Annotated in this window: 21 protein-coding genes and 1 pseudogene; 19 read left to right on the forward strand and 3 right to left on the reverse strand. The window is 62.9% G+C overall.

Going from position 1 to position 22,538, the window contains the following annotated elements; genetic code table 11:
* The first annotated feature begins 11 nt into the window (after positions 1-11).
* The 9 genes from ACOAP0_RS14900 to ACOAP0_RS14940 all read left to right on the forward strand — a co-directional run bounded on the left by ACOAP0_RS14900 (position 12) and on the right by ACOAP0_RS14940 (position 9,248).
* Entirely contained in the window at positions 12-875 is an 864-nt protein-coding gene (locus ACOAP0_RS14900; protein WP_498377033.1) for a formate dehydrogenase accessory sulfurtransferase FdhD, read from the forward strand.
* Positions 872-1,618, forward strand: coding sequence for an ABC transporter permease (locus ACOAP0_RS14905; protein WP_498377034.1), 747 nt, complete (start codon positions 872-874; stop codon positions 1,616-1,618). Before ACOAP0_RS14900 ends, ACOAP0_RS14905 begins: the two co-directional genes overlap by 4 nt.
* A complete protein-coding gene (locus ACOAP0_RS14910; protein WP_498377036.1) occupies positions 1,615-2,328 on the forward strand; it encodes an ATP-binding cassette domain-containing protein in 714 nt (237 codons plus the stop codon). Before ACOAP0_RS14905 ends, ACOAP0_RS14910 begins: the two co-directional genes overlap by 4 nt.
* Complete coding sequence (locus ACOAP0_RS14915) at positions 2,325-3,152, forward strand: ABC transporter substrate-binding protein (protein ID WP_498377037.1); 828 nt, start codon at positions 2,325-2,327, stop codon at positions 3,150-3,152. The genes ACOAP0_RS14910 and ACOAP0_RS14915 overlap by 4 nt, the downstream gene beginning before the upstream one ends.
* The gene (mobA, locus tag ACOAP0_RS14920; protein WP_498377038.1) at positions 3,139-3,846 is read left to right on the forward strand and encodes a molybdenum cofactor guanylyltransferase MobA; all 708 of its coding nucleotides are present in this window, start codon (positions 3,139-3,141) and stop codon (positions 3,844-3,846) included. Before ACOAP0_RS14915 ends, mobA begins: the two co-directional genes overlap by 14 nt.
* Entirely contained in the window at positions 3,846-5,111 is a 1,266-nt protein-coding gene (moeA, locus tag ACOAP0_RS14925) for a molybdopterin molybdotransferase MoeA (protein ID WP_498377039.1), read from the forward strand. The genes mobA and moeA overlap by 1 nt, the downstream gene beginning before the upstream one ends.
* A 273-nt stretch (positions 5,112-5,384) precedes the next feature.
* Positions 5,385-6,143, forward strand: a complete 759-nt coding sequence (locus ACOAP0_RS14930; RefSeq protein WP_498377040.1) for a formylglycine-generating enzyme family protein — start codon at positions 5,385-5,387, stop codon at positions 6,141-6,143.
* 119 nt (positions 6,144-6,262) lie between these two features.
* The gene (locus ACOAP0_RS14935) at positions 6,263-8,779 is read left to right on the forward strand and encodes an ABC transporter permease (RefSeq protein WP_498377042.1); all 2,517 of its coding nucleotides are present in this window, start codon (positions 6,263-6,265) and stop codon (positions 8,777-8,779) included.
* Positions 8,780-8,846: 67 nt separating this feature from the next.
* Positions 8,847-9,248, forward strand: a complete 402-nt coding sequence (locus ACOAP0_RS14940; RefSeq protein WP_481875205.1) for a group II truncated hemoglobin — start codon at positions 8,847-8,849, stop codon at positions 9,246-9,248.
* Positions 9,249-9,253: 5 nt separating this feature from the next.
* Here the strand turns inward: ACOAP0_RS14940 and ACOAP0_RS14945 are convergent, their stop codons facing one another.
* Positions 9,254-10,375 (reverse strand): helix-turn-helix domain-containing protein, encoded by a 1,122-nt coding sequence (locus ACOAP0_RS14945; RefSeq protein WP_498377043.1) that lies wholly within the window; start codon positions 10,373-10,375, stop codon positions 9,254-9,256.
* A gap of 185 nt (positions 10,376-10,560) precedes the next feature.
* Between ACOAP0_RS14945 and ACOAP0_RS14950 the strand changes: the two genes are divergently transcribed.
* The 7 genes from ACOAP0_RS14950 to ACOAP0_RS14980 all read left to right on the forward strand — a co-directional run bounded on the left by ACOAP0_RS14950 (position 10,561) and on the right by ACOAP0_RS14980 (position 18,194).
* The gene (locus ACOAP0_RS14950; protein WP_087496678.1) at positions 10,561-11,031 is read left to right on the forward strand and encodes a (2Fe-2S)-binding protein; all 471 of its coding nucleotides are present in this window, start codon (positions 10,561-10,563) and stop codon (positions 11,029-11,031) included.
* A gap of 11 nt (positions 11,032-11,042) precedes the next feature.
* On the forward strand, positions 11,043-13,415 hold the full coding sequence (locus ACOAP0_RS14955; protein ID WP_498391452.1) for a xanthine dehydrogenase family protein molybdopterin-binding subunit: 2,373 nt from the start codon (positions 11,043-11,045) through the stop codon (positions 13,413-13,415).
* Between the two features lie 18 nt (positions 13,416-13,433).
* Positions 13,434-14,225, forward strand: coding sequence for an FAD binding domain-containing protein (locus ACOAP0_RS14960; RefSeq protein WP_498377045.1), 792 nt, complete (start codon positions 13,434-13,436; stop codon positions 14,223-14,225).
* Between the two features lie 112 nt (positions 14,226-14,337).
* Complete coding sequence (locus tag ACOAP0_RS14965; RefSeq protein WP_498377789.1) at positions 14,338-15,249, forward strand: AAA family ATPase; 912 nt, start codon at positions 14,338-14,340, stop codon at positions 15,247-15,249.
* A gap of 3 nt (positions 15,250-15,252) precedes the next feature.
* Positions 15,253-16,458, forward strand: a complete 1,206-nt coding sequence (locus tag ACOAP0_RS14970; protein WP_498377046.1) for a vWA domain-containing protein — start codon at positions 15,253-15,255, stop codon at positions 16,456-16,458.
* A gap of 33 nt (positions 16,459-16,491) precedes the next feature.
* Complete coding sequence (locus ACOAP0_RS14975; protein WP_498377048.1) at positions 16,492-17,094, forward strand: SRPBCC family protein; 603 nt, start codon at positions 16,492-16,494, stop codon at positions 17,092-17,094.
* A gap of 14 nt (positions 17,095-17,108) precedes the next feature.
* On the forward strand, positions 17,109-18,194 hold the full coding sequence (locus ACOAP0_RS14980; protein WP_498377049.1) for an XdhC family protein: 1,086 nt from the start codon (positions 17,109-17,111) through the stop codon (positions 18,192-18,194).
* 12 nt (positions 18,195-18,206) lie between these two features.
* Here ACOAP0_RS14980 and ACOAP0_RS14985 read toward each other — a convergent pair.
* Both ACOAP0_RS14985 and radC read right to left on the reverse strand, forming a co-directional pair.
* Positions 18,207-18,852 (reverse strand): annotated as a pseudogene (locus ACOAP0_RS14985) (Smr/MutS family protein).
* A 9-nt stretch (positions 18,853-18,861) separates the two neighbouring features.
* Positions 18,862-19,581 (reverse strand): RadC family protein, encoded by a 720-nt coding sequence (gene radC / locus ACOAP0_RS14990; RefSeq protein ID WP_498377050.1) that lies wholly within the window; start codon positions 19,579-19,581, stop codon positions 18,862-18,864.
* A 102-nt stretch (positions 19,582-19,683) separates the two neighbouring features.
* Between radC and ACOAP0_RS14995 the strand changes: the two genes are divergently transcribed.
* The 3 genes from ACOAP0_RS14995 to serS all read left to right on the forward strand — a co-directional run bounded on the left by ACOAP0_RS14995 (position 19,684) and on the right by serS (position 22,495).
* Positions 19,684-20,148, forward strand: a complete 465-nt coding sequence (locus ACOAP0_RS14995) for an FKBP-type peptidyl-prolyl cis-trans isomerase (protein ID WP_498377051.1) — start codon at positions 19,684-19,686, stop codon at positions 20,146-20,148.
* Positions 20,149-20,159: 11 nt separating this feature from the next.
* Positions 20,160-21,095: a 4-hydroxy-3-methylbut-2-enyl diphosphate reductase gene (gene ispH / locus ACOAP0_RS15000; protein ID WP_087497410.1), complete on the forward strand. Its 936-nt coding sequence runs from the start codon at positions 20,160-20,162 to the stop codon at positions 21,093-21,095.
* An 89-nt stretch (positions 21,096-21,184) separates the two neighbouring features.
* Positions 21,185-22,495, forward strand: a complete 1,311-nt coding sequence (gene serS, locus ACOAP0_RS15005) for a serine--tRNA ligase (protein ID WP_498377052.1) — start codon at positions 21,185-21,187, stop codon at positions 22,493-22,495.
* Positions 22,496-22,538 lie beyond the last annotated feature (43 nt).

Genomic DNA, 22,538 nt, shown 5'->3' on the forward strand with positions numbered 1-22,538 from the left:
TAACCTGAGCGATGCCCATGACTGCCATCCCCTACCTCACAGAAGCGCGTGCGCCTCTGACGCACAGCATCGAGGTGGTGAACCAGCATGGCGAGCGCCAGTCGCTTGACATACCGGCCGAGCGTCCGCTCACCGTGTATGTGGACAAACGGGAGCTGGTCACCTTGATGACCTTGGGCGAGCGCCCTGAGTGGCTGGTGTTGGGCTACCTGATTAATCAGCGCCTGGTGCCGGATGCGGCGGCCATCGATTCCATCACCGTCGATTGGGAAGTGGGCGCTGCCGCCGTCAAAACGCTGACCGGCATCGTGGATGTGGAAGCCAAAACCGCCAAGCGGGTGGTCACCACCGGTTGCGGGCAGGGCAGCCTGTTCGGCGAGGTCATGGCACATATCGAAGGCATTGCCCTGCCGCCCACGGTGGTCACCCAAGCGCAGGTCTATGCCATCGTCAATACCATTCGCCTGCAAGACAGCACTTACAAGTCTGCCGGTTCGGTGCACGGTTGTGCGCTGTTCCGTGGCAGCGAGCGATTGCTGTTTGTGGAAGATGTGGGTCGCCACAATGCCATCGACACCATCGCCGGCTGGATGGCCTTGCAAGCCCTGGCCTCGGAGCCGCTGGACGTGAATGGCTTGGTCTTCTACACCACCGGTCGTTTGACGAGCGAAATGGTGATGAAGGCCGCCCAGATGGGCGTGGCCGTGGTCATCTCCCGCAGCGGCATGACGCAAATGGGCCACGCTGTCGCCACCGACCTCGGGCTGTGCGCCATCGGCCGCGCCCTGAATACCCGATTTTTGTGCTTCAGCGGTGCGCACCGCTTGCAGCTGGAACCTGCTTCTCAGGCTGAACCCGCAGAGGTTGGCGTTTGAGTTCTTTGGGGGAAAGCGGGCTGGCCGCTGTGCGGCTGATTGCAGATGCGGACCCGGTGCTCTGGTCCATCGTCTGGCGTTCCCTGGCCTTGAGTGCGGCCGCCAGTGCGTTGGCTTTTGTGCTGGGTACTGTGCTGGGGGCGTGGCTGGCAGTGAGCCGCTTTCCCGGCCGCGGGCTGGTGCTGGCGGTGCTCAACACCCTGCTTTCCTTGCCCTCCGTGGTGGTGGGGTTGGGCGTTTACCTGCTCTTGTCCCGTTCCGGGCCGCTGGGCTTTCTGGGCTGGCTCTATTCTTTCAAAGCCATGTTGCTGGCGCAGACAGTGCTGGTTTTACCCATAGTGATTGCGCTGGTGCGCCAGGTGGTGGAAGACGCTGATGCCGCCCATGGCGAGCAGCTTCGGTCCCTGGGCGCCGGTCCGCGCCTGCGCGGTTTGTTGCTCGCTTGGGATGAGCGCAGCGCTTTATTGACCGTGGCCTTGGCTGCCTTCGGGCGCGCCATTGCCGAGGTGGGCGCTGTCATGCTGGTGGGCGGCAATATGGACGGTTTCACCCGGGTGATGACCACCGCCATCGCGCTGGAAACCAGCAAGGGCGACCTGCCACTGGCCATGGGCTTGGGGCTGGTGCTGCTGGGCGTGGTCTTGCTTTTGCAGTTGCTGTTGGCCGGTCTGCGGGCTTGGCTGCAAAAGGTGGATGCGGCCGTGCCGGTGGCTGCCCCCCCTTCCGCAGGGACGCGCGCATGAGCGCTTCAAGCCTGATCAGTCTGAACAAGGTATCGGTAGCGCTCACCCCGCGCCACGGTGCGCCGTTGGCGCTGGATGGAGTGAGTATCAGCATCCAAGCGGGCGAGCGGGTGGCGCTGGTAGGGGCCAACGGCAGTGGCAAGTCCACGCTGCTGCGGGTCATTCACGGTTTGCAACAGCCGGTATCCGGCCAGCTTGTGTTGGATGCCGCTTTGCGCCAGGCCATGCTGTTTCAGCGCCCCGTGTTATTGCGCTTGACCGTGCAAAACAACTTGGCCTTGGGCCTCTGGCTGCAAGGCACTCCCTGGCAACAGGCCCGCGGCCGCGCGATGCAGGTGTTGGGCGATGCCGGGCTGGACGACGTAGCCCAACGGCGCGGGCGCCAGCTCTCGGTCGGCCAAACGCAGCGGGTAGCACTGGCACGCGCCCTGGCCCTGAAGCCCGAGCTGCTGTTGCTGGACGAGCCCACCGCCAGCCTGGACCCGCATTCCAAACGCCTGGTGGAAGCCACCGTGCAGGACTTTGCAGGCACTATGGTGTTTGCCAGCCACAACCTCGGCCAGGTCAAGCGCCTGGCCACGCGGGTGGTCTATCTGGAGCAGGGGCGCCTGTTGGTGGATCTACCGGTGCATGAGTTTTTTGATCATTCCGTATTGCAGACCCGTTCTGCCGACGCCGCCAGTTTTGTAAAAGGAGAGGGAGTTACATGAGAAATTTGATGTCTTTTGGTGCCCTGGCGCCCGTGCGTTCTGCGCTGGCAGCTATTGTTTTGGTAGCAAGCAGTGCGGTGCACGCCCAGGCCTTGGTGATGGCTTCCACCACCTCTACCGAGCAGTCTGGCCTGTTTGCCCACCTGTTGCCTGCCTTCAAGGCAGCCACCGGGGTGGATGTGAAAGTGGTCGCCGTGGGTACCGGCCAGGCCATCGATATGGGCCGCCGTGGTGACGCGGATGTGCTCTTCGTGCACGACCAGGTGGCTGAAGAAAAGCTGGTGCAAGAGGGGTTTGCCACCAAGCGCCTGCCCGTCATGTACAACGACTTTGTGCTGGTGGGGCCTGCAGCAGATCCGGTGGGTGTGCGTGGCAAGGATATTCTGGCTGCGTTCAAAAAGCTCGCTGCATCGCCCGCGAGCTTTATCTCCCGCGGCGACCGTAGTGGCACCCATGCCGCCGAGCTGCGCTACTGGAAAGCCATAGGCACCGAGGCACCCAAGTTCGCCGGTTACCGCGAATGCGGTTGCGGCATGGGCCCGGCCTTGAATATTGCTGCGTCCACAGCGGGCTATGTGCTCACCGACCGTGGCACTTGGCTCAACTTCAAGAACCGCGCCGATCTCGTGGTGCTGGTGGAGGGCGACAAGCAACTCTTCAACCAGTACGGTGTGTTGCCGGTCAACCCCGCCAAGCATCCGCACGTCAACATCACCGGCGCGGCGAAATTTGTCGATTGGGTGACGTCGGCAGCCGGCCAAGGCGTCATTGCTGGCTACAAAATCGGGGGTGAACAACTTTTCTTCCCGAATGCCAAAAACTGAATCTGCCCCGGTGGACCACGCCTCCGCTTTGACGCTGTCTGACATCACCGCTCTGGTGCTCGCAGGCGGGCGCGGCATGCGCATGGGCGGGGTGGACAAAGGGCTGCAACCCTTGCATGGCGTGCCCATGGCCCAGCACGCCTTGCAGCGCCTGGCCACCCAGCAGGGTGGGCCATACGGTGGAGCTTTGGCGGGCGCCATCGTGAACGCCAACCGCAACCCCGGGGTGTACCTCGACATGGGTGAGGCCACCTTCGGGTCCGGGCGCGTGCAGGTGGTGCCGGACCGCGATGCCGAGTTTGCAGGCCCACTGGCCGGCTTTCAGGCGGGGCTAGACGTTTGTAGCACTGCGCTCATGCTCACGGTGCCTTGCGACAGCCCGCTGTTCCCGCTGGACTTGGCGCAGCGTCTGTTGGCAGCACTGTTGAAAGCCGATGCCGATATGTCCGTGGTCATGGCCCCCGAGGCCGGGCGCGATGGGCAAATGGCCCTGCGCAGCCAGCCGGTTTTTTGCTTGATGAGCACCGCCGTAGCCCCCGGTCTGCACGCCTTTTTGGCTGCTGGTGGCCGCAAGGTGGATGCCTGGACAGCTGGCTTGCGGTTGGTGCAAGTTCCTTTTGATGCGCTGGGTGATGACCCGCGCGCCTTTGCCAATGCCAACACGCTGGACGAATTGCGCCAGCTCGAATCCTGATGAAAACGCTGGACGACATTGCCCGCTCCCTACAGGGTTACGACCCGCAGGCTCTGCGCATGGCAGATGCCAACACCTTTATTGACCGCCTGGTGGCGCCCGTACAGGGCGCCGAGTTGCTGCCGCTGCGCCAGTGCTTGGGCCGAGTGTTGGCTGAAGATTTGATTTCCAACATGGCCGTGCCCGCGCACGACAACTCGGCCATGGACGGCTTTGCCTTCAATGGCGCGGCGCTTGCAGGCAATAGCGCTATCACGCTGCGCATCGCCGGCACCGCACTCGCTGGCAAAGCCTGGGCGGGTAGCGTTCAGGCTGGCGAATGCCTCAAGGTCATGACGGGTGCCATCCTGCCCGCAGGGCTGGACACCGTGGTGCCCCATGAAATGACCACCGTAGCAGGTGATCAGGTTCACATCCCCGCCGACCGCTTGCGTGCCGGCGACAACCGCCGCCTGCGCGGCGAAGACCTGCAGCTCGGCGGCGTTGCGCTATCAAAAGGAGAGCTGCTCGCGCCTGCATCCATTGGGCTGGCGGCCAGTTTGGGCCTGCAAACCTTGCCGGTGCTGCGTCGGCTGAAAGTGGCTTACATGTCCACCGGCGACGAGGTCATGTCCCCCGGCGAGCCGCTGCGCGAGGGCGCCGTGTTTGACAGCAACCGCTACACCGTGACCAGCTTGCTGGAGCGCCTGGGCTGCGAAGTGATCGAGCTTGGCGTGGTGCGCGACGAGCCAATTGCGCTCGAAGATGCATTCCGCAGCGCGGCAGCACAGGCCGATGTGATCATCAGCAGCGGCGGCGTGAGCGTGGGGGAGGCCGACTTCACCAAAGGCATGATGGCCAAGCTGGGCGATGTAGCCTTCTGGCGCATCGCCATGCGGCCCGGCCGGCCCTTTGCCCTGGGCCGCATCGGCACCACCGTGCTGTTTGGACTGCCGGGTAATCCGGTGGCGGTAATGGTGACTTTCCTGTCACTGGTACGCCCCGCGCTGCTCAAGATGATGGGTGCTACCCCCAAGCCGCTACCTTTGCTACAGGCCCACAGCCAGGAACCCATGCGCAAGAAAGCCGGCCGCACCGAATACCAGCGTGGCATTGTCACCGTCGCCCCCGACGGGCAGCTGCAGGTGCGCACTACCGGCAACCAGGGCTCGGGCGTTCTCAGCTCCATGGTGCAGGCCAACGGCCTCATCGTGCTGGGGCATGAGCAGGGCAACGTAGCAGTGGGCGATCTGGTCAGTGTGATGATGTTTGACGGCGTGATCTAACGCGGTCACTTTCTCTCATTGGGCAGCGTTACACGAGGTGCTGAGTTGAAAGTTTGAGGGGCTCAGCTGACGGCTGTCGACCCAAATCGGAATTCCGTCGCTGAAATTTCTGCGTCTTAAAGCAGACACACGTGACGTGCGCTCGTTGGGTTGTCGGAATGCCCACTTACCAAATTTGCCCGGAGCTTTTTGGTGGGGATAAACACCAAGCCTCTATTTTTTGCTCGCCACCACAAATGATCGGGTTATTGGACTGACTCCAGAATTGCCGCTATGAAAAATCTATTGCTGCTCACACTGCTTTGGATGTCGGTCTTTTCGATGGCCAGGGCGGCGAACGATGACATGCAGGTCATCAGAGGTTTTTCGATGGACCGTAGCGAAGTGAGCATCGCGCAGTTTGGGCGCTACGTTCAGGCGACCGGCGTCGTGACCACTGCCGAAAGAGCCGGGGGAGGTAGCACCTATGAGGGTGGTTGGGTGCAACGCAAAGGGTGGACTTGGCGCAGTCCTTACGGCGTTCCTGCAAACGACAGAGAACCCGCGGTACACATCACGTTCCACGAAGCCAAAGCGTATTGCCAGTGGGCAGGAAAACGGCTTCCCCATGATTCCGAATGGATGGAGGCAGCCTACACAGAACGACGGGCCGCGCCACCTGCTGGTTTTGTGAAAGATGTGCGCTACCCGTACCCAACCGGAATCAGTCCTGAAGGTGCCAACTGCCTGGGAGATTGCGGGACCACCAATACGCTTGCAGCCTATTCCGGTGGCTTGGTCACTTCCCGAGGTAGCGGTCATGTCTTGGTTGGCAGTACGCGAGCTGGCGTCAATGGCTTATGGGACATGGGCGGCAATGTCTGGGAGTGGACCGATGACGGCAAGTCCCCTGCCGCAGATACCGATCGCCCGACGCGCGGCGGGTCATGGTGGTACGGGGCGCCCCAGATGCATAGCGATCATTTACAAACCAAACCGGCCTCAACTGCGGTTGTCTACATCGGGTTCAGGTGTGCAAAAAGCTTGCCCTAATGACTTCGTTATCCGCGTCATGACCAATGGGTAGTGGGCAACGTGCGTGACCGCATGAGGCACCGCAGAAACCTCACCCGCATTGTTTGTGGCTTTTGCCAAGCTGATAAGGTTACGGTATGAACCTTTCTTTCTGGCGCCTGGGTTGGCGCACCTTGTGGCGCGATGTGCGCTCCGGCGAGCTGCGTTTGCTCATCCTGGCGGTCACCTTGGCCGTGGCCGCACTGACCGCGGTGGGCTTTTTTGCCGACCGGCTGCAGGGCGGCTTGCAGCGCGATGCGCGCCAGCTGCTGGGGGGCGATGCCGTCATCTCCAGCGACAACAAGCCACCAGCTGCTTTTGAGGAGCGTGCCCGCGCCCTCGGCTTGCAGGTGGTGCACACCCTGGGCTTCCCCACCATGGCCCGCGCCAGTGACGCGCAGGGCGGGGCGGCCAAGCTGGTGGCGCTCAAAACGGTAGAGGCCGGCTACCCGCTGCGCGGCATCTTGCGCATCAGCCCGGCACCTGACACCCCCGACACCCCGACGAAAGACATTCCTGCTCCCGGGCAGGCTTGGGTGGATGCCGCCTTGCTGGACGCCATCGGCATCCAGGTGGGGGACCCGATTCTGCTGGGTGATGTGCAGCTCAAGGTGAGCGCCATTCTGGTGATTGAGCCCGACCGTGGCGGCGGCTTCATGAACTTCGCGCCCCGCGTCATGCTCAACGAGGCGGACATTGCGGCCACCGGGCTGATTCAACCCGCCAGTCGTCTGAGTTACCGCATGGCGGTGGCCGGCCCGGAAGCGGCCGTCAAAACCTATGTGCAATGGGCAGATGCCCAGGTCAAAAGCAACGTGCGTGGCGTGCGGGTGGAGTCGCTGCAAAGCGGCCGCCCCGAGATGAGCCAGACGCTGGACCGCGCCAACAAGTTCTTGAGTCTCGTGGCCCTGCTGGCAGCTTTGCTCAGCGCCGTGGCGGTGGCCTTGGCCGCGCGGGCCTTTGCGGCCAACCATTTGGATGACTGCGCCATGCTGCGCGTGTTGGGCCTCTCCCAGCGCACCATCGCCAGCGCCTATGCCTTTGAGTTCGCGCTGGTCGGCCTGTTTGCCAGCCTCTTGGGCGTGGCGGTGGGCTTCGGGGTGCATTACCTGTTCGTGGCTTTGTTGGCGGGTCTGGTAGATGCGGCTTTGCCGGCAGCATCGATCTGGCCTGCACTGTTGGGCGTGGGCATGGGCCTCACGCTGCTCATGGCCTTTGGCCTGCCGCCCGTGTTGCAGCTGGCCCAGGTTCCTGCGCTGCGCGTGATCCGCCGCGATGTGGGCAACCTGCGCCCTGCATCATTGGGTGTGCTGGCCGTGGGCGTGGCCGGCTTTGCGGCGTTGCTCCTCACCGTGAGCAGCGACCTGACGTTGGGCCTGATTGCCGTGGGCGGCTTTGCCGGAGCGGTGCTGGTGTTTGCCTCGCTCAGCTGGGTAGCGGTGAAGCTACTGCGCAAGAGCGTCAATGAGACCACCGCCCCGCGCTGGCTGGTGCTGGCGACCCGGCAGATTTCTGCGCGGCCTGCCTACACCGTGGTGCAGGTGAGTGCATTGTCGGTGGGCCTGTTGGCGCTGGTGCTGTTGGTGCTTTTGCGCACTGACCTCATCAGCAGCTGGCGCAAGGCCACGCCGCCGGATGCGCCCAACCGCTTTGTGATCAACGTGATGCCTGAGCAGTCCGATGCCTTCCAGAAAGCCCTGACCGACAAGGGCGTGGCCAAGTTCGACTGGTACCCCATGATTCGCGGCCGGCTGGTGGCGGTGAATGACAAGGCCGTATCACCCGACGACTACACCGAGGACCGTGCCAAGCGCCTGGTGGACCGCGAGTTCAACATTTCCCACAGCGCCAAGAACCCGCAGCACAACATCATTGTGGGCGGCCAATGGACCGAAGAAGAGGCCGGTGCCATCAGCGTAGAAGAGGGCATTGCCAAGACCTTGAACCTGAAGCTGGGCGATAGCCTGCGCTTTGACATCGGCGGGGTACAGACCGAAGCCAAGATCACCTCGCTACGCAAGGTGGACTGGGGCTCCATGCGCGCCAACTTCTTCGTGATGTTTCCGGTGAGCACGCTCAAGGATGTGCCCAGCACCTACATGGGTGCCTTCAAGGCGCCAGAGACCAAGGGGTTCGATAACGCGCTGGTGCGCGAATTCCCCAACATCACCAATGTGGACATGACCAGCACCATCAACCAGGTGCAGCGCGTGTTGGACCAGGTGATTCGTGCGGTGGAGTTCTTGTTCGGCTTCACGCTGGCGGCAGGGCTGGTGGTGCTGTTTGCCGCAGTGACGGCCACCCGTGAAGACCGCGCGCGTGAGTTCGCCATCATGCGGGCCGTGGGCGCGGGCAGCAGCCTGCTGCGCCAGGTACAGCGGACTGAGCTTGCAGGCGTGGGCTTGTTGGCGGGCTTTCTGGCCTCCATCGTGGCAGCAGCAGTGGGTTGGGCCTTGGCGCGCTACGTGTTTGAATTTGACTGGACCGTGCAGCTCTGGGTGCCGCTGGTAGGCGCCTTTGCAGGTGCCGTGCTGGCGCTGGCCGCCGGATGGTGGGGGCTGCGCGATGTGCTGCGCCGCCCGGTGGTCGAAACCCTGCGCCGCGCCGCGAGCTGATTGCTCTGATTTTGATAGCTGCTCGCGCTCATTCCATGGGCGCCAGCGGCACTTTTTGTAATAAAGCATGCAGATTCAAGAACCCAACGCCAAAACCCCGTTTGAATGGATAGGGGGCGAGCCCGTGATCCGCAGCATGGTGGACCGCTTTTACGACCTGATGGACCTGGAGCCCGGATACGCCGCCTTGCGCGCGGCCCACGGCAGCTCGCTGGACAAGGCGCGCGACCACCTGTTCTGGTTTCTGTGCGGCTGGATGGGCGGGCCCGATTACTTTGTGGAGCGCTTCGGCCACCCAAGGCTGCGGGCGCGGCACATGCCGTTCAAGATCGGCATTCTGGAGCGCGATCAGTGGCTGGCCTGCATGGACCAGTCCATGGGTGACACGGGCATAGACCCGGTGCTGCGCGAGCGGCTCAAGACCTCGTTTTTCCAGACGGCCGACTGGATGCGCAACGTAGGCGCCTGAAGCACTTACGCTTGGCGGCCCAGTTTGCGGTAGACGGTAGCTCGGCTGATGCCCAGTGTCTTGGCCGCCTCCGACACATTGCCCCTGCACTGCTCCACGGTTCTGCGGATCAGGGCTGTTTCCATGTCTTTCAGTGGCACCGCGGACGTGCCTGCAGGCCGGCCTGTTGCAGGCACGGCCAGTGCCTCGTTGGCGCTGTGAATCGCCAGCACCTGGATGTGCAAGCCGCTCCACAGGGGTACATCGGGTAGCGGCTCCTGGCGTTTTGCCGCATCAAACAAGGCCTGGTAGGGCAGGCCGAACAAATCGTTGGCATGCACCGTCTCGCCATGGCTGCGCTGCAGCCCGGCCAGCATGGTGCTGGCGGTGGTGTTGGCCGCAGTCACCCAACCGTCACCATCCAGACACAACATGCCGTCGCCATCGCCGCCCAGGCTGTTGCCGGGCCAGTTCAGGCGCAGCAGCAGGCAGTGCGGTTTTGCCAGTACCAGGGCGTTTTCAATCTTGCTGGCGGTGCGCGCCACGAGGTGCCGCAGCTCGGGGCGCTCAATGGCGTCAATGCCAGTGAGATCCAGCATGCCGATGCAGGCGCCATCCGGTCCGAACAGCGGGGCACCCGCGCAACTGTAGGCCGCGTTGTCATCAAAAAAATGTTCGCCCCGGTGCAGCCACACCGGGCGCATCTCGCTCAGGGCGGCGCCTATGGCTGTAGTGCCCACCCGCCGTTCCGACAAGTCCACCCCCACGCGGGCAATCACATCAGCGCGGCGGTCGCTGCGGTCTATGTTGCCGCTCACATCCACCACCACGCCGTCTGCATTGGTCAGGATGGCGAAGTAGCGGGTATCGGCAATGGCCTGTCCCAAGCGCCCGAGCAGAGGGCGTGCAGCACTCAGCAGCGATTGGTTGGCTTCTTCTATGCGCTGCAGCGCCGCCCTGGGAACCATGTCAAAACTCAGGCGTTCCTGGGGGCGCAGGCCATCGTCCAGGCAGCGCCGCCAGCTGCGTTCAATCCATGGTGACGACAAGGGCGCGGGCAGGGCACGACCCTCCAGCAGCATGGCTTGGCGTGCCGTGCTGATGTGGCGCAGGCGCTGCTCTGCAACGTCGATCAGGGTTTGCAACATGGGGTGGTGCCATCCGGTCCGGGGCTTGCGGTCGCCCGGAGTGGGCTTGGCCTGGCAAGTGTTTCATTTTGAGAATTTCAGACACCGCTGGCAAGGGTTCGAGGGTTTTACCTAGGGCCGGGTGAAGGGGCGGCTTCAATAATTTGCTGCGCTACCCCTTACCAACCATAACGGAGACACATTCCATGCAGGTTCAGCTCAAGGTTAATGGCAAGCCCACGACGGTGGACGTACCCCCCCATACATTGCTTGTTCAGGTGCTGCGCGAGCACCTTCACCTCACCGGCACCCACGTGGGCTGTGACACCGCGCAGTGCGGTGCCTGCACGGTGATCAAGGACGGGCGAAGCATCAAGTCCTGCAATGTGCTGGCAGCGCAGGCCAATGGCTCCGATATCACCACCATCGAAGGGCTGGCCAAGCCCGACGGCACCCTGCACCCCATGCAAGCCGCCTTCAAAGAGTGCCATGGCCTGCAATGCGGCTACTGCACCACCGGCATGGTGATGAGCGCGGTCGACCTGTGCACCCACCACCCCAAGGCATCGGCCGGCGAAATCCGCGAGCTGCTGGAAGGCAACATCTGCCGCTGCACCGGCTACCAGAACATCGTCAAAGCCGTGCAGCAGGGTCAAGCTGCCATGGCCAACACTTAAGGAGTCTCACCATGGGTGCATCAGATTTTTCCAAGCTTCCGCATATTGGTGAGTCCGTCCGCCGCAAGGAGGACTACCGCTTCCTGACAGGTGCCGGCCAGTACACCGACGACATCACCATGGAGCGCCAGACCTATGCGGTTTTTGTGCGCAGCCCGCATGCCCATGCCAACATCAACAGCATCGACGTGGCGGCCGCCAAAGCCATGCCCGGCGTGGTGGAAGTGTTTATCGGCAAGGACCTAGAAGGCAAGATGGGCGGTCTGCCCTGCGGCTGGCTGATTACCGATGTGGACGGCCAACCCATGAAAGAGCCACCCCACCCGGTACTGGCGCTGGGCAAAGCCCGCCACGTGGGCGACCAGGTGGCCATGGTGATTGCCGAGACCCTTGAGCAAGCCAAAAATGCTGCCGAAGCCGTGGTGGTGGATTACGACCCGTTGCCCGCCGTTGTGGACGTGCGCGATGCCGCTACCGGCCCGCAATTGCACGAGCAGGCACCCAACAACCATTGCTACAAATGGGGCCTGGGCGACAAAGCAGCTGTGGATGCCGCCTTTGCCACCGCAGCCCATATCACCAAGCTGGACCTGACCAACAACCGCCTGGTGCCCAATGCCATGGAGCCGCGTGCGGCCATCGGCAGCTACAACCGCGCCACTGAAGAATATGTTTTGCATGTGGCCAACCAGAACCCGCACGTCGAGCGTCTGCTGATGACTGCCTTTGTGCTGGGTCTGCCCGAGCACAAGGTGCGCGTGATTGCGCCCGATGTGGGGGGCGGCTTCGGCTCCAAGATCTATCTGTATGCCGAAGACGTGGCCTTGACTTGGGCCTCCAAGCAAATCAACCGCAGCATCAAGTGGACTTGCGAGCGCAGCGAATCTTTCCTGACCGATGCGCACGGCCGTGACCACGTAAGCCACGCTGAAATGGCGATGGACAAGGATGGCAAGTTCCTCGCCATGCGGGTGCACACCGACGCCAACCTGGGCGCCTATTTGTCGACCTTCTCGACCGCGGTGCCCACCATCCTCTATGCCACGTTGCTGGCCGGCCAGTACACCTGCCCGCTCATCCATGTGGAGGTAGACGCCTGGTTCACCAACACCGCACCGGTCGACGCTTATCGCGGCGCAGGCCGCCCCGAGGCGACCTACCTGCTGGAGCGCCTGGTGACCCGCTGCGGCTGGGAGTTGGGCCTGTCCCAGGAAGAGATCCGCAAGCGCAACTTCATCAACAGCTGGCCTTACCAGACCCCGGTCGCTCTGACCTATGACGCCGGCGACTACCTGGGCTGCATGACCAAGGCGCAAGCGTTGGGCGACACCGCCGGTTTTGAGGCCCGCAAGGCAGCCAGCAAGGCCAAGGGCATGCTGCGCGGCATCGGCTACTCCAGCTACATCGAAGCCTGCGGCCTCGCACCCAGCAATATCGCAGGAGCCTTGGGCGCCCGTGCCGGCTTGTTTGAGTGCGGCGAAGTGCGTGTGCACCCCACCGGCAGCGTGACCGTGTTTACCGGCTCCCACAGCCACGGGCAGGGGCACGAAACCACTTTCGCGCAGGTGGTAGCAGCGCGCCTGGGTATTGCCGTAGACGCGGTGGATATCGTGCACGGTGACACCGGCCGCGTGCCGTTCGGCATGGGCACCTATGGCTCGCGCTCCATCTCGGTGGGTGGTGCGGCCATCATGAAGGCGTTGGACAAAATAGAGACCAAGGCCAAGAAAATTGCGGCCCACTTGATGGAAGCCAGCGACGCCGATGTGGAGTTCGCCAATGGCGAGTTCACCGTCAAGGGCACCGACAAAAAGGTGACCTTCGGCCAGGTGGCGCTTACTGCCTACGTGCCCCACAACTACCCGCTGGACAAGCTGGAGCCCGGCCTGAACGAAACCGCGTTCTACGACCCCACCAACTTCACCTTCCCTAGCGGCACTTATATCTGCGAGGTCGAAATCGATCCCATGACCGGCAAGACCCGCGTGGACAAGTTCACGGCAGTGGATGACTTTGGCACCATCATCAACCCGATGATTGTGGAAGGCCAGGTACACGGTGGTCTGGTGCAGGGCATCGGCCAGGCGCTGCTGGAAAACTGTGTGTACGACAAGGAAACGGGCCAGCTGCTGACCGGCTCCTTCATGGGCTACACCATGCCCCGGGCAGACGATTTCCCAGAGTTCAAGATCGACAACATCTGCACCCCTTGCACCCACAACCCCTTGGGCACCAAGGGCTGCGGCGAGGCTGGCGCCATCGGCTCGCCGCCGGCGGTTATCAACGCGGTGCTCGATGCACTGCGCGAAGTGGGCGTCAAAGACTTTGACATGCCGGCCTCCCCCCACCGCGTGTGGGAAGCCATTCAGTCGGCCAAGGCTTAAGCACAGGAGAACCAGACCATGTACGCATTCACTCTAGAGCGTCCCTCCACCGTGCAGGAAGCGGCTGCATTGGCCGCTGGCGGCACCAAGGTGCTGGCCGGAGGGCAAACCATGTTGGCTTCCATGAAGCTGCGCTTGTCGCAACCCGGCGCTGTGGCCGACTTGTCTGGCATCAAGGAGCTGGTCGGCATCAAGCGCGAGGGCAATGCCATCGTCATCGGTGCCATGACCCGCCACCTCGATGTGGCCAACAGCGCCGAGGTCAAAGCCGCCATTCCCGGCTTGGCAGACCTGGCCGCCCACATCGGTGACAAGCAGGTCCGGGCCATGGGCACCATGGGCGGCTCCGTGGCCAATAGCGACCCTGCAGCCTGCTACCCCAGCGCTGTGCTGGCGCTGGGTGCCACCATCCACACCAACAAGCGCAAGATTGCGGCAGATGACTTCTTTGTCGGCATGTTCACTACCGCGCTGGACGAAGGCGAGCTCATTACCGCGATCAGTTTCCCCATCCCCAAACGCAGCGTGTACATGAAGTTCAACCAGCCGGCCTCGCGCTTTGCGTTGGTGGGCGTGTATGTGGCGCAAACCGATAGCGGTGTGCGGGTTGCGGTGACCGGTGCCGGCCAGTGCGTGTTCCGCCACGCAGGGCTGGAGGCCGCGCTCAACCAGAGTTTTACCGTGGCCTCTGCGGCTGCCGTGAAGATCGACGCGAGTGAGCTCAACGCCGACATTCACGCAACCGCCGCCTACCGGGCCAACCTGATCAGCGTGCAAACCCAGCGCGCGGTGGCCAAGCTTCTGGGCTGAGGCCCCGCAGTGCACAAGCCCCGCATTCTTGTGGATGCGGGGCTTTTTTAACTCCAGCGCTCATGGAATATGCGCGAGCAGCTCCTGAAAACATAGCAAGAAAGTGTCCATGATGGTGTTTCCAACGGTCGACGCCCTGATCACCGCCTTGCAATCCTGCGGCTACTTCGCGGACCGGCGCCTGGCGACAGCCGTATTTCTGGCGCTCAAGCTGCAGCGCCCCTTGTTGCTTGAGGGCGAGCCCGGCGTGGGCAAAACCGAGTTGGCCAAGGCCTTGGCAACAGCCTTGCAGCGCGCCTTGATCCGCCTGCAATGCTACGACGGCCTCGAACAACGCGAAGCCCTGTACGAATGGAACTACGCCGCCCAGCTGCTGCACATGCGTGCGGCACAGCAATCTGACAACGCGCTCGATACGGAACGCATTGAGCGCGAGGTCTACCAAGACCGCTACCTGATCCGTCGCCCCCTGCTGCAAGCCTTGCAGGCCCCGGCGCCGGGTGCGGTGCTCTTGATCGACGAGGTGGACCGCGCTGACGAACCCTTCGAAGCCTTCTTGCTGGAATACCTGGGCGAATACCAGGTCAGCATTCCCGAGATGGGCACGGTCAAGGCACAAGTGACGCCGGTCACCATTTTGACCAGCAACCGCACGCGCGAACTTAACGATGCGGTCAAGCGCCGCTGTCTGTACCACTGGCTGGACTACCCTGCGAGGGAGCGCGAGCTAGACATTATCCGCGCACAAGTGCCCGAGGCATCTGACGCACTGACTGCGCAGGTGGCAGACGTGGTGAGCCGGCTGCGCAGCCAGCCCTTTGTGAGCAGTTTCCAGCGCGCACCCGGCATCGCCGAAAGCGTGGAGTGGGCCAAGGCCCTGCTGGCGCTGGACACTTTGGTGCTGGACCCCGAACTGCTGACCGACACCGCGGGCATTCTTTTCAAGCAGCGCGATGATGTATCTGCGCTCAACCACCAGTTGGCCAACCAGCTGCTCGCACCTGTAGAAGGGGACGAGGGTTGAAGCATGCAACTCGGTGACGCGCGCCTTGGCAAGTTCAGCGACAACCTCGCAGCGTTCGGCCGCACGCTGCGCCGTGCCGGTGTGCGTGTAGACCCAGCCCGCATCGCCCTGGCTACCGAGGCAGCCCTCACCGTGGGGCTGGAGCACCGCGAAGACCTGAGCGCCGCACTGGAAGCCGTGCTCATCAGCCGCGAGCAGGACAGAGTGGTCTACCGCGAGTTGTTTGAAGCGTTTTTTCGCAACCCCAACATGGCGCACAAGCTGCTGTCGCAGCTCCTGCCCAGCGCCGAGGGCAAGGCGGAACCCAGCAAGCGCCGCCCCCGCGTGCGCGAGGCACTCTCACCCCAGCACGCCTTCGGCAAGCCAGTACAGCCCAAGCCGGAAGACGACAAGGTGGACTTTGACGCCGCCATGACGGCCAGCCAGCTGCAGCGCCTCAAGCATGCTGATTTCAATGCCCTGGGCGCCAGCGAGTACCGGTTGGTAGAGCGCCTGGCACGCGATATCCGTCTGCCTCTGCCCACCTTTGCCAGCCGCAGGCACAAACCCGGCGCCCACGGCCGACAGCTGCGCTGGACGGGCGTGTTGCAAGCCGCAGTGCGCACCGGTGGCGAGCCCATGCACCTGCCACGCATGCAGCGGGTGCAGCAGCCGGTGCCTTTGCTGATATTGGTGGATGTCTCCGGCTCCATGGAGCGTTATGCGCGACTGCTGTTGGCCTTTTTGCACGCTGCCACCAGTCGCCAAGCCTTGGGCGGTGCGGTGCGCTTGCAACGCCATGTATTTGCCTTTGGCAACCGGCTTACTGACCTCAATGCAGCGTTCGCGCAGGCAGACACCGACGCCATGCTGGCCCAGGCGAGCGCCCATATTGAGGACTTTGCCGGTGGCACCCAGCTGGGCAACTGCCTGGCCACACTGAATGCCCTGCACCAGCGCAAGCTGGTGGGGCGCCGCACGCTGGTGCTCATCATCACCGACGGGCTGGATACCGGCGAACCTGAAGCCCTGGCCCACGAGCTCGACAAGCTGCGCCGCCGCAGTGGCCGGCTGCTCTGGCTCAACCCCTTGCTGCGCTTTGACGGTTACGCGCCGTTGGCACAAGGGGCCGCCGTTTTGAACCGCTACGCGCACGGCATGCTGGCCGTGCACAACCTCAGCAAGCTGGAAGACCTGGCCGCCAGCGTGGCCGGCATTCTGCGGCGCTGACCCGAATCACCACTTTGAAGAAGGAAGACCATCATGGACATGCAAGGCAGCCGCCAACTCGCCATTACCCAGCAACAAGCGTGGGACGCGCTCAACGACCCTGCGGTGCTCAAGACCTGCATCCCCGGCTGCGACAAGGTCGAAGCCAGCGGTGAGAACCAGTTCAGCATCGGCATGGCACTCAAAATCGGGCCGGTCGCTGCCAAGTTCACCGGCAAGATCACTCTGTCGGACATCGCGCCTCCGAACAGCTACACCATCAGCTTTGAAGGGCAGGGTGGCCCGGCCGGTTTCGGCAAGGGGAATGCCAAAGTGCAGCTCACGCCCAATGACCGCGGCTGTGAGCTCAGCTACAACGTGCAAGCCTCGGTGGGCGGCAAGATCGCCCAGATGGGGCAGCGCCTGATCGACGGCGTGGCCAAATCCATGGCCGAAGATTTCTTCAAGCGTTTTGACGACGAGATGCAGAAACAACACCCCGGCGCTTACGCCGCGCAGGCGGTGGCCGATTCCCTGGCCGGTGGTGGAGCGCCCACCGAGGCTGCCGGCGCTGAAGCCTCAGGCGGCATGCCCACCTGGGTGTGGGCCTTGGGCGCTGCTGTGGTGGTGATTGCGGCCATTGCCTTGTTCCGTTGAGCGGGTAGCCGGGCATGGAAAACCTCGATGTGGTGGTGCTGCGCACCCTGCTGGACTGGCGGCGTGCCGGGCGCCATGCGCTGCTGGCCACGGTGGTGCGCACCTGGGGCTCATCGCCCAGGCCGGTGGGCTCCATCATGGCCTTGTGCGAAGACGGTGCGGTGGTGGGCTCGGTGTCGGGTGGCTGCATTGAGGACGACCTGATTTACCGCTTCACCCGCGCCTACACGGCGCCGGCCTCCAGCGAGGCCGCGCATGCGCAGCAAATTCCGAGTGGACCGCCGCAGTTCGTCAAGTACGGCATCACGGCGGACGAGGCTCACCGCTTCGGTCTGCCATGTGGCGGTACGCTTGAGCTACTGCTGGAGTTCGACCCTGATGCAGCCTCTTTGCAGGCATTGGTGGAGCAGTTGTCACGGGGTCAACTGGTGCGTCGCAGTGTGCGCCTGGCCGATGGGGCGGCAAGCTTGCAGGCCAGTACCGAGCCCGCGGATCTGAGCGTCAGCGCGACGGAGCTGGTCAACACCTTCGGGCCTGAATACCGCATGCTCATGATCGGCGCGGGCCAGCTCAGTGAATACGTGGCCACCATGGCCTTGTTCAACGGATTTGCTGTGACGGTGTGCGACCCGCGCGAGGAGTACCGCGGCGCATGGGCGGTGCCCGGTGTCACCGTGGTGAGTGACATGCCCGATGACGTGGTCACCGCCTTCCAACCCGATCGCCGCAGCTGCGTCATTGCGTTGACGCACGACCCCAAGCTGGACGATTTGGCGCTGTTGGAAGCCTTGAAGTCAGAAGCTTTTTACATTGGCGCCATCGGCTCCCGCCGCAATAACCAGGCGCGCCACCAACGCATGGTCGAGCATCTGGACCAGACACCCGAAACCCTGGCCCGTCTGCGCGGCCCGATTGGCATTTACATCGGCAGCAAAACGCCACCCGAGATTGCCGTGAGCGTGATGGCCGAGATTTTGGCGGTCAAAAACGGCGTCAAGCTGCCACGCGACATGGAAGTCTCCGTGGCCAAAGACGGGCTGGCCTTGGCGCACAACGACAGCGGCGCTTTGGTGTGCGGTATGCCCCGCGCGGGGGACTGAGCGACTGTCAGTTCAAGCGCGGTTCTGGGGCTGCAACAGCACCACCAGCGCGCCCGCGCCGCCCTGTGCGGGCTGCGCCTGCACAAAGGCCACCACTTCGCTTTTTTGCACCAGCCACTTGTGCACTTTTTCCTTGAGCACCGGGGCCTTGCCGGGTGAGCCCAAGCCCTTGCCGTGGACCACGCGCACGCAGCGTATGCCGTTGCGGTGTGCGTCGCGGATGAATGCGCTGAGTGCTTCACGCGCTTCGTCACTGCGGTATCCGTGCAGGTCGATCTGTTTCTGGATGCTCCACTTGCCTTTGCGCAGCTTTTGCGTCACATCGGTGCCCACGCCGGGGCGGCGAAAGCTCAAGTGCTCGTCGGTGTCGAGAAGGGTGGTCACGTCGACCTCGTCACTCAGCGCTTCTTGCAGCGCCGCCGCGTCATCCAGCATTTGCTGCTTGGGAATGGGCTTGGGGGGGCTCCGGCGTCAGCTTGGCGCGTTGTGGCGGCTCCAGCGGTTTCACTTTGCCGATGGCCGCCTGAAACAGGTTGCTGGCGGCGGCTTTGCGTTTGGCCTCCAGCGCCTTGTGGGCGGCCAGCGCAGCTTCGCGTGCGGCTTGGGCTTCGATTTCTTTTTTGACCAGCTTCAGGTCGGAAAGGGCGTTGATCTTCATGATGGCCCTTTAAATGAGTCCGGTCTCGGCCATGGACAGTGCCTGGCCGGGGCCTACGATGATGTGGTCCAGCACCCGCACATCCACCAGTGCGAGTGCGGCCTTAAGGGTTTGCGTCAGCGCCTCATCGGCACGGCTGGGCTGCACACTGCCGCTGGGGTGGTTGTGGGCCAGCACGACGGCGGCCGCACCGTGGTGCAGCGCGCGGATAACGACCTCACGCGGGTACACACTGGTTTGCGTGAGCGTGCCGCGAAACAGCTCTTCCATGGCCAGTAACTTGTTCTGGCTGTCGAGAAACAGCACCGCAAACACTTCATGCCCTTTGGCGGCCAGGTGCAGCTGCAGGTAGTGCTTGACGGCCTGCGGGTCGGCAAACACCTCGCGCTCTTGCAGACGTTGGGCCATGGCGCGGCGCGCGAGTTCGAGCACCGCCACAATCTCGGCCCGCTTGGCAGGCCCCAGCCCTTTGACGTGCTTGAGGTCGTCGGCAGTGGCATGCAGCAAGCCGGCTATGCCTCCAAACCCGCCCTGGCGACCGTCAACTGTGCGTGAAGCGCTATCATTTTTGAGTTGCAACAGCTCTTCAGCCATTTGCAACACCCCTTTGCCCGCAATGCCGGTACGCAACAAAATGGCCAGCAACTCCGCATCGCTCAGCGCTCCGGCGCCGCGCGCAAGCAACTTCTCGCGCGGTTGGGCTTCCAGAGGGAGGTCTTTGAGGGGCATGGCAGCAGAGGCTGTGCAAGTGTGAATTCAGGGCCAAACCAGTGCCGGATGGGGTCATCAGGCCTGGCTTTCTACAATAGAGGGCAGTTTATCGGGACTTTTATGACCAGCACGCTTCCCCGGGTTCAGCCGGGCTCCTTTCTCACCTTGCATTACCGTCTGGGCGGACCCGCCGGGGACATCATCAACACCTTCGACGGCAAGCCCGCCACCCTGAGTCTGGGCACCGGCGAACTCTCCCCCGCCGTTGAAGCCTGTTTGATGGACATGGAAGAGGGCGCCCGCGCCACGTTTGAGTTGCCCGCAGGGGCCGCTTTTGGCGAGCGCAACTCCGACATGCAGCAGTGGCTGGCCCGCAAGGTGCTGACCCAGATGGGCGACCCGCTGGAGACCTACAACGTGGGCGATGTGGTGCAGTTCCCCACGCCCGATGGCCAAGGCCAGTTTGCCGGTGTGGTGCTGCAATTGCGGGGCGAAGGCGCAGAGCGCGCGGTGTTGTTCGACTTCAACCACCCGCTGGCTGGTCAGCCGGTCACGTTTGAAGTGCAGCTGATCGGGGTGCTATGACAACGCCTGCCATGCCCCAGGAAATTTTGCTGGCCGAGCCACGTGGCTTTTGTGCCGGCGTAGACCGCGCCATCGAGATTGTGGAAAAGGCCTTGGCCAAGTTCGGCCGCCCTATCTACGTGCGTCACGAGATCGTGCACAACACCTATGTGGTGAACGACCTCAAAGAGCGCGGCGCCATCTTTATCGAAGAGCTGGACGATGTGCCCCCGGGCGCCACGCTGGTGTTCTCGGCCCACGGGGTGAGCCAGGCCATCCAGCGCGAGGCGGAGCGCCGGGGCTTCCAGATTTTTGACGCCACCTGTCCGCTGGTGACCAAAGTGCACGTGGAAGTGGCCAAGCTGCACAAGGAAGGTTATGAGTTCATCATGATCGGCCACAAGGGCCACCCCGAGGTGGAAGGCACCATGGGTCAGCTGGAGAGCGGCATTCATCTGGTGGAGGACGTGGCCGATGTGGCGCGCATCCAGCCCGGCCAGACCGACAAGCTGGCGGTGGTGACCCAAACCACGCTGAGTGTGGACGATGCGGCGGACATTACCGCCGCGGTGGTGGCCCGCTTCCCGCTGATCAAGAAGCCCAAGATGCAAGATATTTGCTACGCCACCCAGAACCGCCAGGATGCAGTCAAGGTGATGAGCCCGCAGGTGGACATCGTCATCGTGGTGGGTAGCCCTACCAGCTCCAACAGCAATCGTTTGCGCGAAGTGGCCAAAAAACTGGGCACCGAGAGCTACATGGTGGACAACGCCGATGAGCTCAAGCCGGAGTGGTTTGAAGGCCGCTCCCGTGTCGGTCTGACCGCTGGCGCCAGCGCCCCCGAGATTCTGGTGAAGGCCGTGATTGACCGCATCAAGGCGCTGGGCGCCGTGTCGGTGCGCAAGATGGACGGCATTGAAGAAACCGTGAAGTTCCCGCTGCCCAAGGGCCTGAAGCTGGACGCATGAGCACAGTGCGGGTCGCTATGAAAAACATAGCTGCTCGCGCAATAGAATAGGGCGCTAGAGCCTGAATTGATAAAGAAGATAGAAATACCATGTTAGACATTACCCTGCTGCGTAAAGACCTGGACTCGGTGGTTGCCCGCCTGCTGACCCGCAAGAACCCCCAGGCCTTTCTGAATGTGGACGCTTTCAAGGCGCTGGAAGCCGAGCGCAAAACTATCCAGATGCGCACCGAGGAAATGCAGGCCAAGCGCAACAGCGTGAGCAAGCAGATCGGCATGCTCAAAGGCAAGGGCCAACATGCAGAAGCTGACGCCGCCATGGCCGAAGTCGGCACCCTGAAAGCTGAGCTGGAAGCCTCTGCCACTCGTTTGGATGCCATTCAGGCCGAGATGGAAAAAATGCTGCTGGCTGTACCCAACCTGCCGCACGAAAGCGTGCCCATGGGAGCAGATGAATCCGGCAATGTAGTAGCCCGCACCTGGGGAACACCCAAGTCCTTCGACTTTGAAGTCAAAGACCATGTGGATCTCGGCCAGCCGTTGGGTCTGGACTTTGAAATGGGCGTCAAGCTCACCGGCTCGCGCTTCACCGTGATGAAGGGCCAGATCGCCCGCCTGCACCGCGCACTCGCGCAGTTCATGCTCGACACACAGACCGGCGAACACGGCTATACCGAGTGCTACACGCCCTACATCGTCAACGGCGACAGCCTGCGCGGTACCGGCCAGTTGCCCAAGTTTGAAGAGGACCTGTTCGCTGCCAAAAAGGGCGGTCAGGACGGCGGCGATGACAACACCGCGCTCTACCTGATCCCTACCAGCGAAGTGCCTTTGACCAACTTTGTGCGCGATGTGGTGTCTGCCGAGAGCGACCTGCCCATCAAGCTGACTGCGCACACCCCCTGCTTCCGGTCTGAAGCGGGCAGCGGCGGTCGCGATATCCGTGGTTTGATCCGCCAGCACCAGTTCGACAAGGTGGAGATGGTGCAAATCGTGCACCCTGAGAAGAGCTACGAAGCGCTCGAAGACATGACCCGTCATGCCGAGGCCATCCTGCAAAAGCTGGGCTTGCCCTACCGCGTGATGAGCTTGTGCACCGGCGACATGGGCTTTGGCGCTGCCAAGACCTATGACCTTGAAGTCTGGCTGCCCGCACAAAACACCTACCGCGAAATCAGCTCGGTCTCCAACTGCGAGGCCTTCCAGGCCCGCCGCTTGCAAGCCCGCTTCAAGAACGCACAGGGCAAAAACGAACTGGTGCACACCCTGAACGGTTCCGGCCTGGCCGTGGGCCGCGCGCTGGTGGCCGTGCTGGAAAACCACCAGAACGCCGACGGCAGCATCACCGTGCCTGAAGTGCTGCGCCCCTACATGGGCGGTGTGGAAGTGCTCAAGGCCTGAAGCAGTGGTCGGTTGGCGGAGCCTGCTAGAATCGCGGCTTCGT

This window comes from Curvibacter sp. Hmag1.1 (assembly GCF_059769165.1).

Excerpts from the sequence above, each read along its gene's own strand:
- ACOAP0_RS14900 (WP_498377033.1), top strand. The coding sequence starts at position 12 with ATGCCCATGACTGCCATCCCCTACCTCACAGAAGCGCGTGCGCCTCTG.
- ACOAP0_RS14910 (WP_498377036.1), top strand. The coding sequence starts at position 1,615 with ATGAGCGCTTCAAGCCTGATCAGTCTGAACAAGGTATCGGTAGCGCTC.
- ACOAP0_RS14915 (WP_498377037.1), top strand. The coding sequence starts at position 2,325 with ATGAGAAATTTGATGTCTTTTGGTGCCCTGGCGCCCGTGCGTTCTGCG.
- mobA (WP_498377038.1), top strand. The coding sequence starts at position 3,139 with ATGCCAAAAACTGAATCTGCCCCGGTGGACCACGCCTCCGCTTTGACG.
- moeA (WP_498377039.1), top strand. The coding sequence starts at position 3,846 with ATGAAAACGCTGGACGACATTGCCCGCTCCCTACAGGGTTACGACCCG.
- ACOAP0_RS14930 (WP_498377040.1), top strand. The coding sequence starts at position 5,385 with ATGAAAAATCTATTGCTGCTCACACTGCTTTGGATGTCGGTCTTTTCG.
- ACOAP0_RS14935 (WP_498377042.1), top strand. The coding sequence starts at position 6,263 with ATGAACCTTTCTTTCTGGCGCCTGGGTTGGCGCACCTTGTGGCGCGAT.
- ACOAP0_RS14940 (WP_481875205.1), top strand. The coding sequence starts at position 8,847 with ATGCAGATTCAAGAACCCAACGCCAAAACCCCGTTTGAATGGATAGGG.
- ACOAP0_RS14945 (WP_498377043.1), bottom strand. The coding sequence starts at position 10,375 with ATGTTGCAAACCCTGATCGACGTTGCAGAGCAGCGCCTGCGCCACATC.
- ACOAP0_RS14950 (WP_087496678.1), top strand. The coding sequence starts at position 10,561 with ATGCAGGTTCAGCTCAAGGTTAATGGCAAGCCCACGACGGTGGACGTA.
- ACOAP0_RS14955 (WP_498391452.1), top strand. The coding sequence starts at position 11,043 with ATGGGTGCATCAGATTTTTCCAAGCTTCCGCATATTGGTGAGTCCGTC.
- ACOAP0_RS14960 (WP_498377045.1), top strand. The coding sequence starts at position 13,434 with ATGTACGCATTCACTCTAGAGCGTCCCTCCACCGTGCAGGAAGCGGCT.
- ACOAP0_RS14965 (WP_498377789.1), top strand. The coding sequence starts at position 14,338 with ATGGTGTTTCCAACGGTCGACGCCCTGATCACCGCCTTGCAATCCTGC.
- ACOAP0_RS14970 (WP_498377046.1), top strand. The coding sequence starts at position 15,253 with ATGCAACTCGGTGACGCGCGCCTTGGCAAGTTCAGCGACAACCTCGCA.
- ACOAP0_RS14975 (WP_498377048.1), top strand. The coding sequence starts at position 16,492 with ATGGACATGCAAGGCAGCCGCCAACTCGCCATTACCCAGCAACAAGCG.
- ACOAP0_RS14980 (WP_498377049.1), top strand. The coding sequence starts at position 17,109 with ATGGAAAACCTCGATGTGGTGGTGCTGCGCACCCTGCTGGACTGGCGG.
- radC (WP_498377050.1), bottom strand. The coding sequence starts at position 19,581 with ATGCCCCTCAAAGACCTCCCTCTGGAAGCCCAACCGCGCGAGAAGTTG.
- ACOAP0_RS14995 (WP_498377051.1), top strand. The coding sequence starts at position 19,684 with ATGACCAGCACGCTTCCCCGGGTTCAGCCGGGCTCCTTTCTCACCTTG.
- ispH (WP_087497410.1), top strand. The coding sequence starts at position 20,160 with ATGCCCCAGGAAATTTTGCTGGCCGAGCCACGTGGCTTTTGTGCCGGC.
- serS (WP_498377052.1), top strand. The coding sequence starts at position 21,185 with ATGTTAGACATTACCCTGCTGCGTAAAGACCTGGACTCGGTGGTTGCC.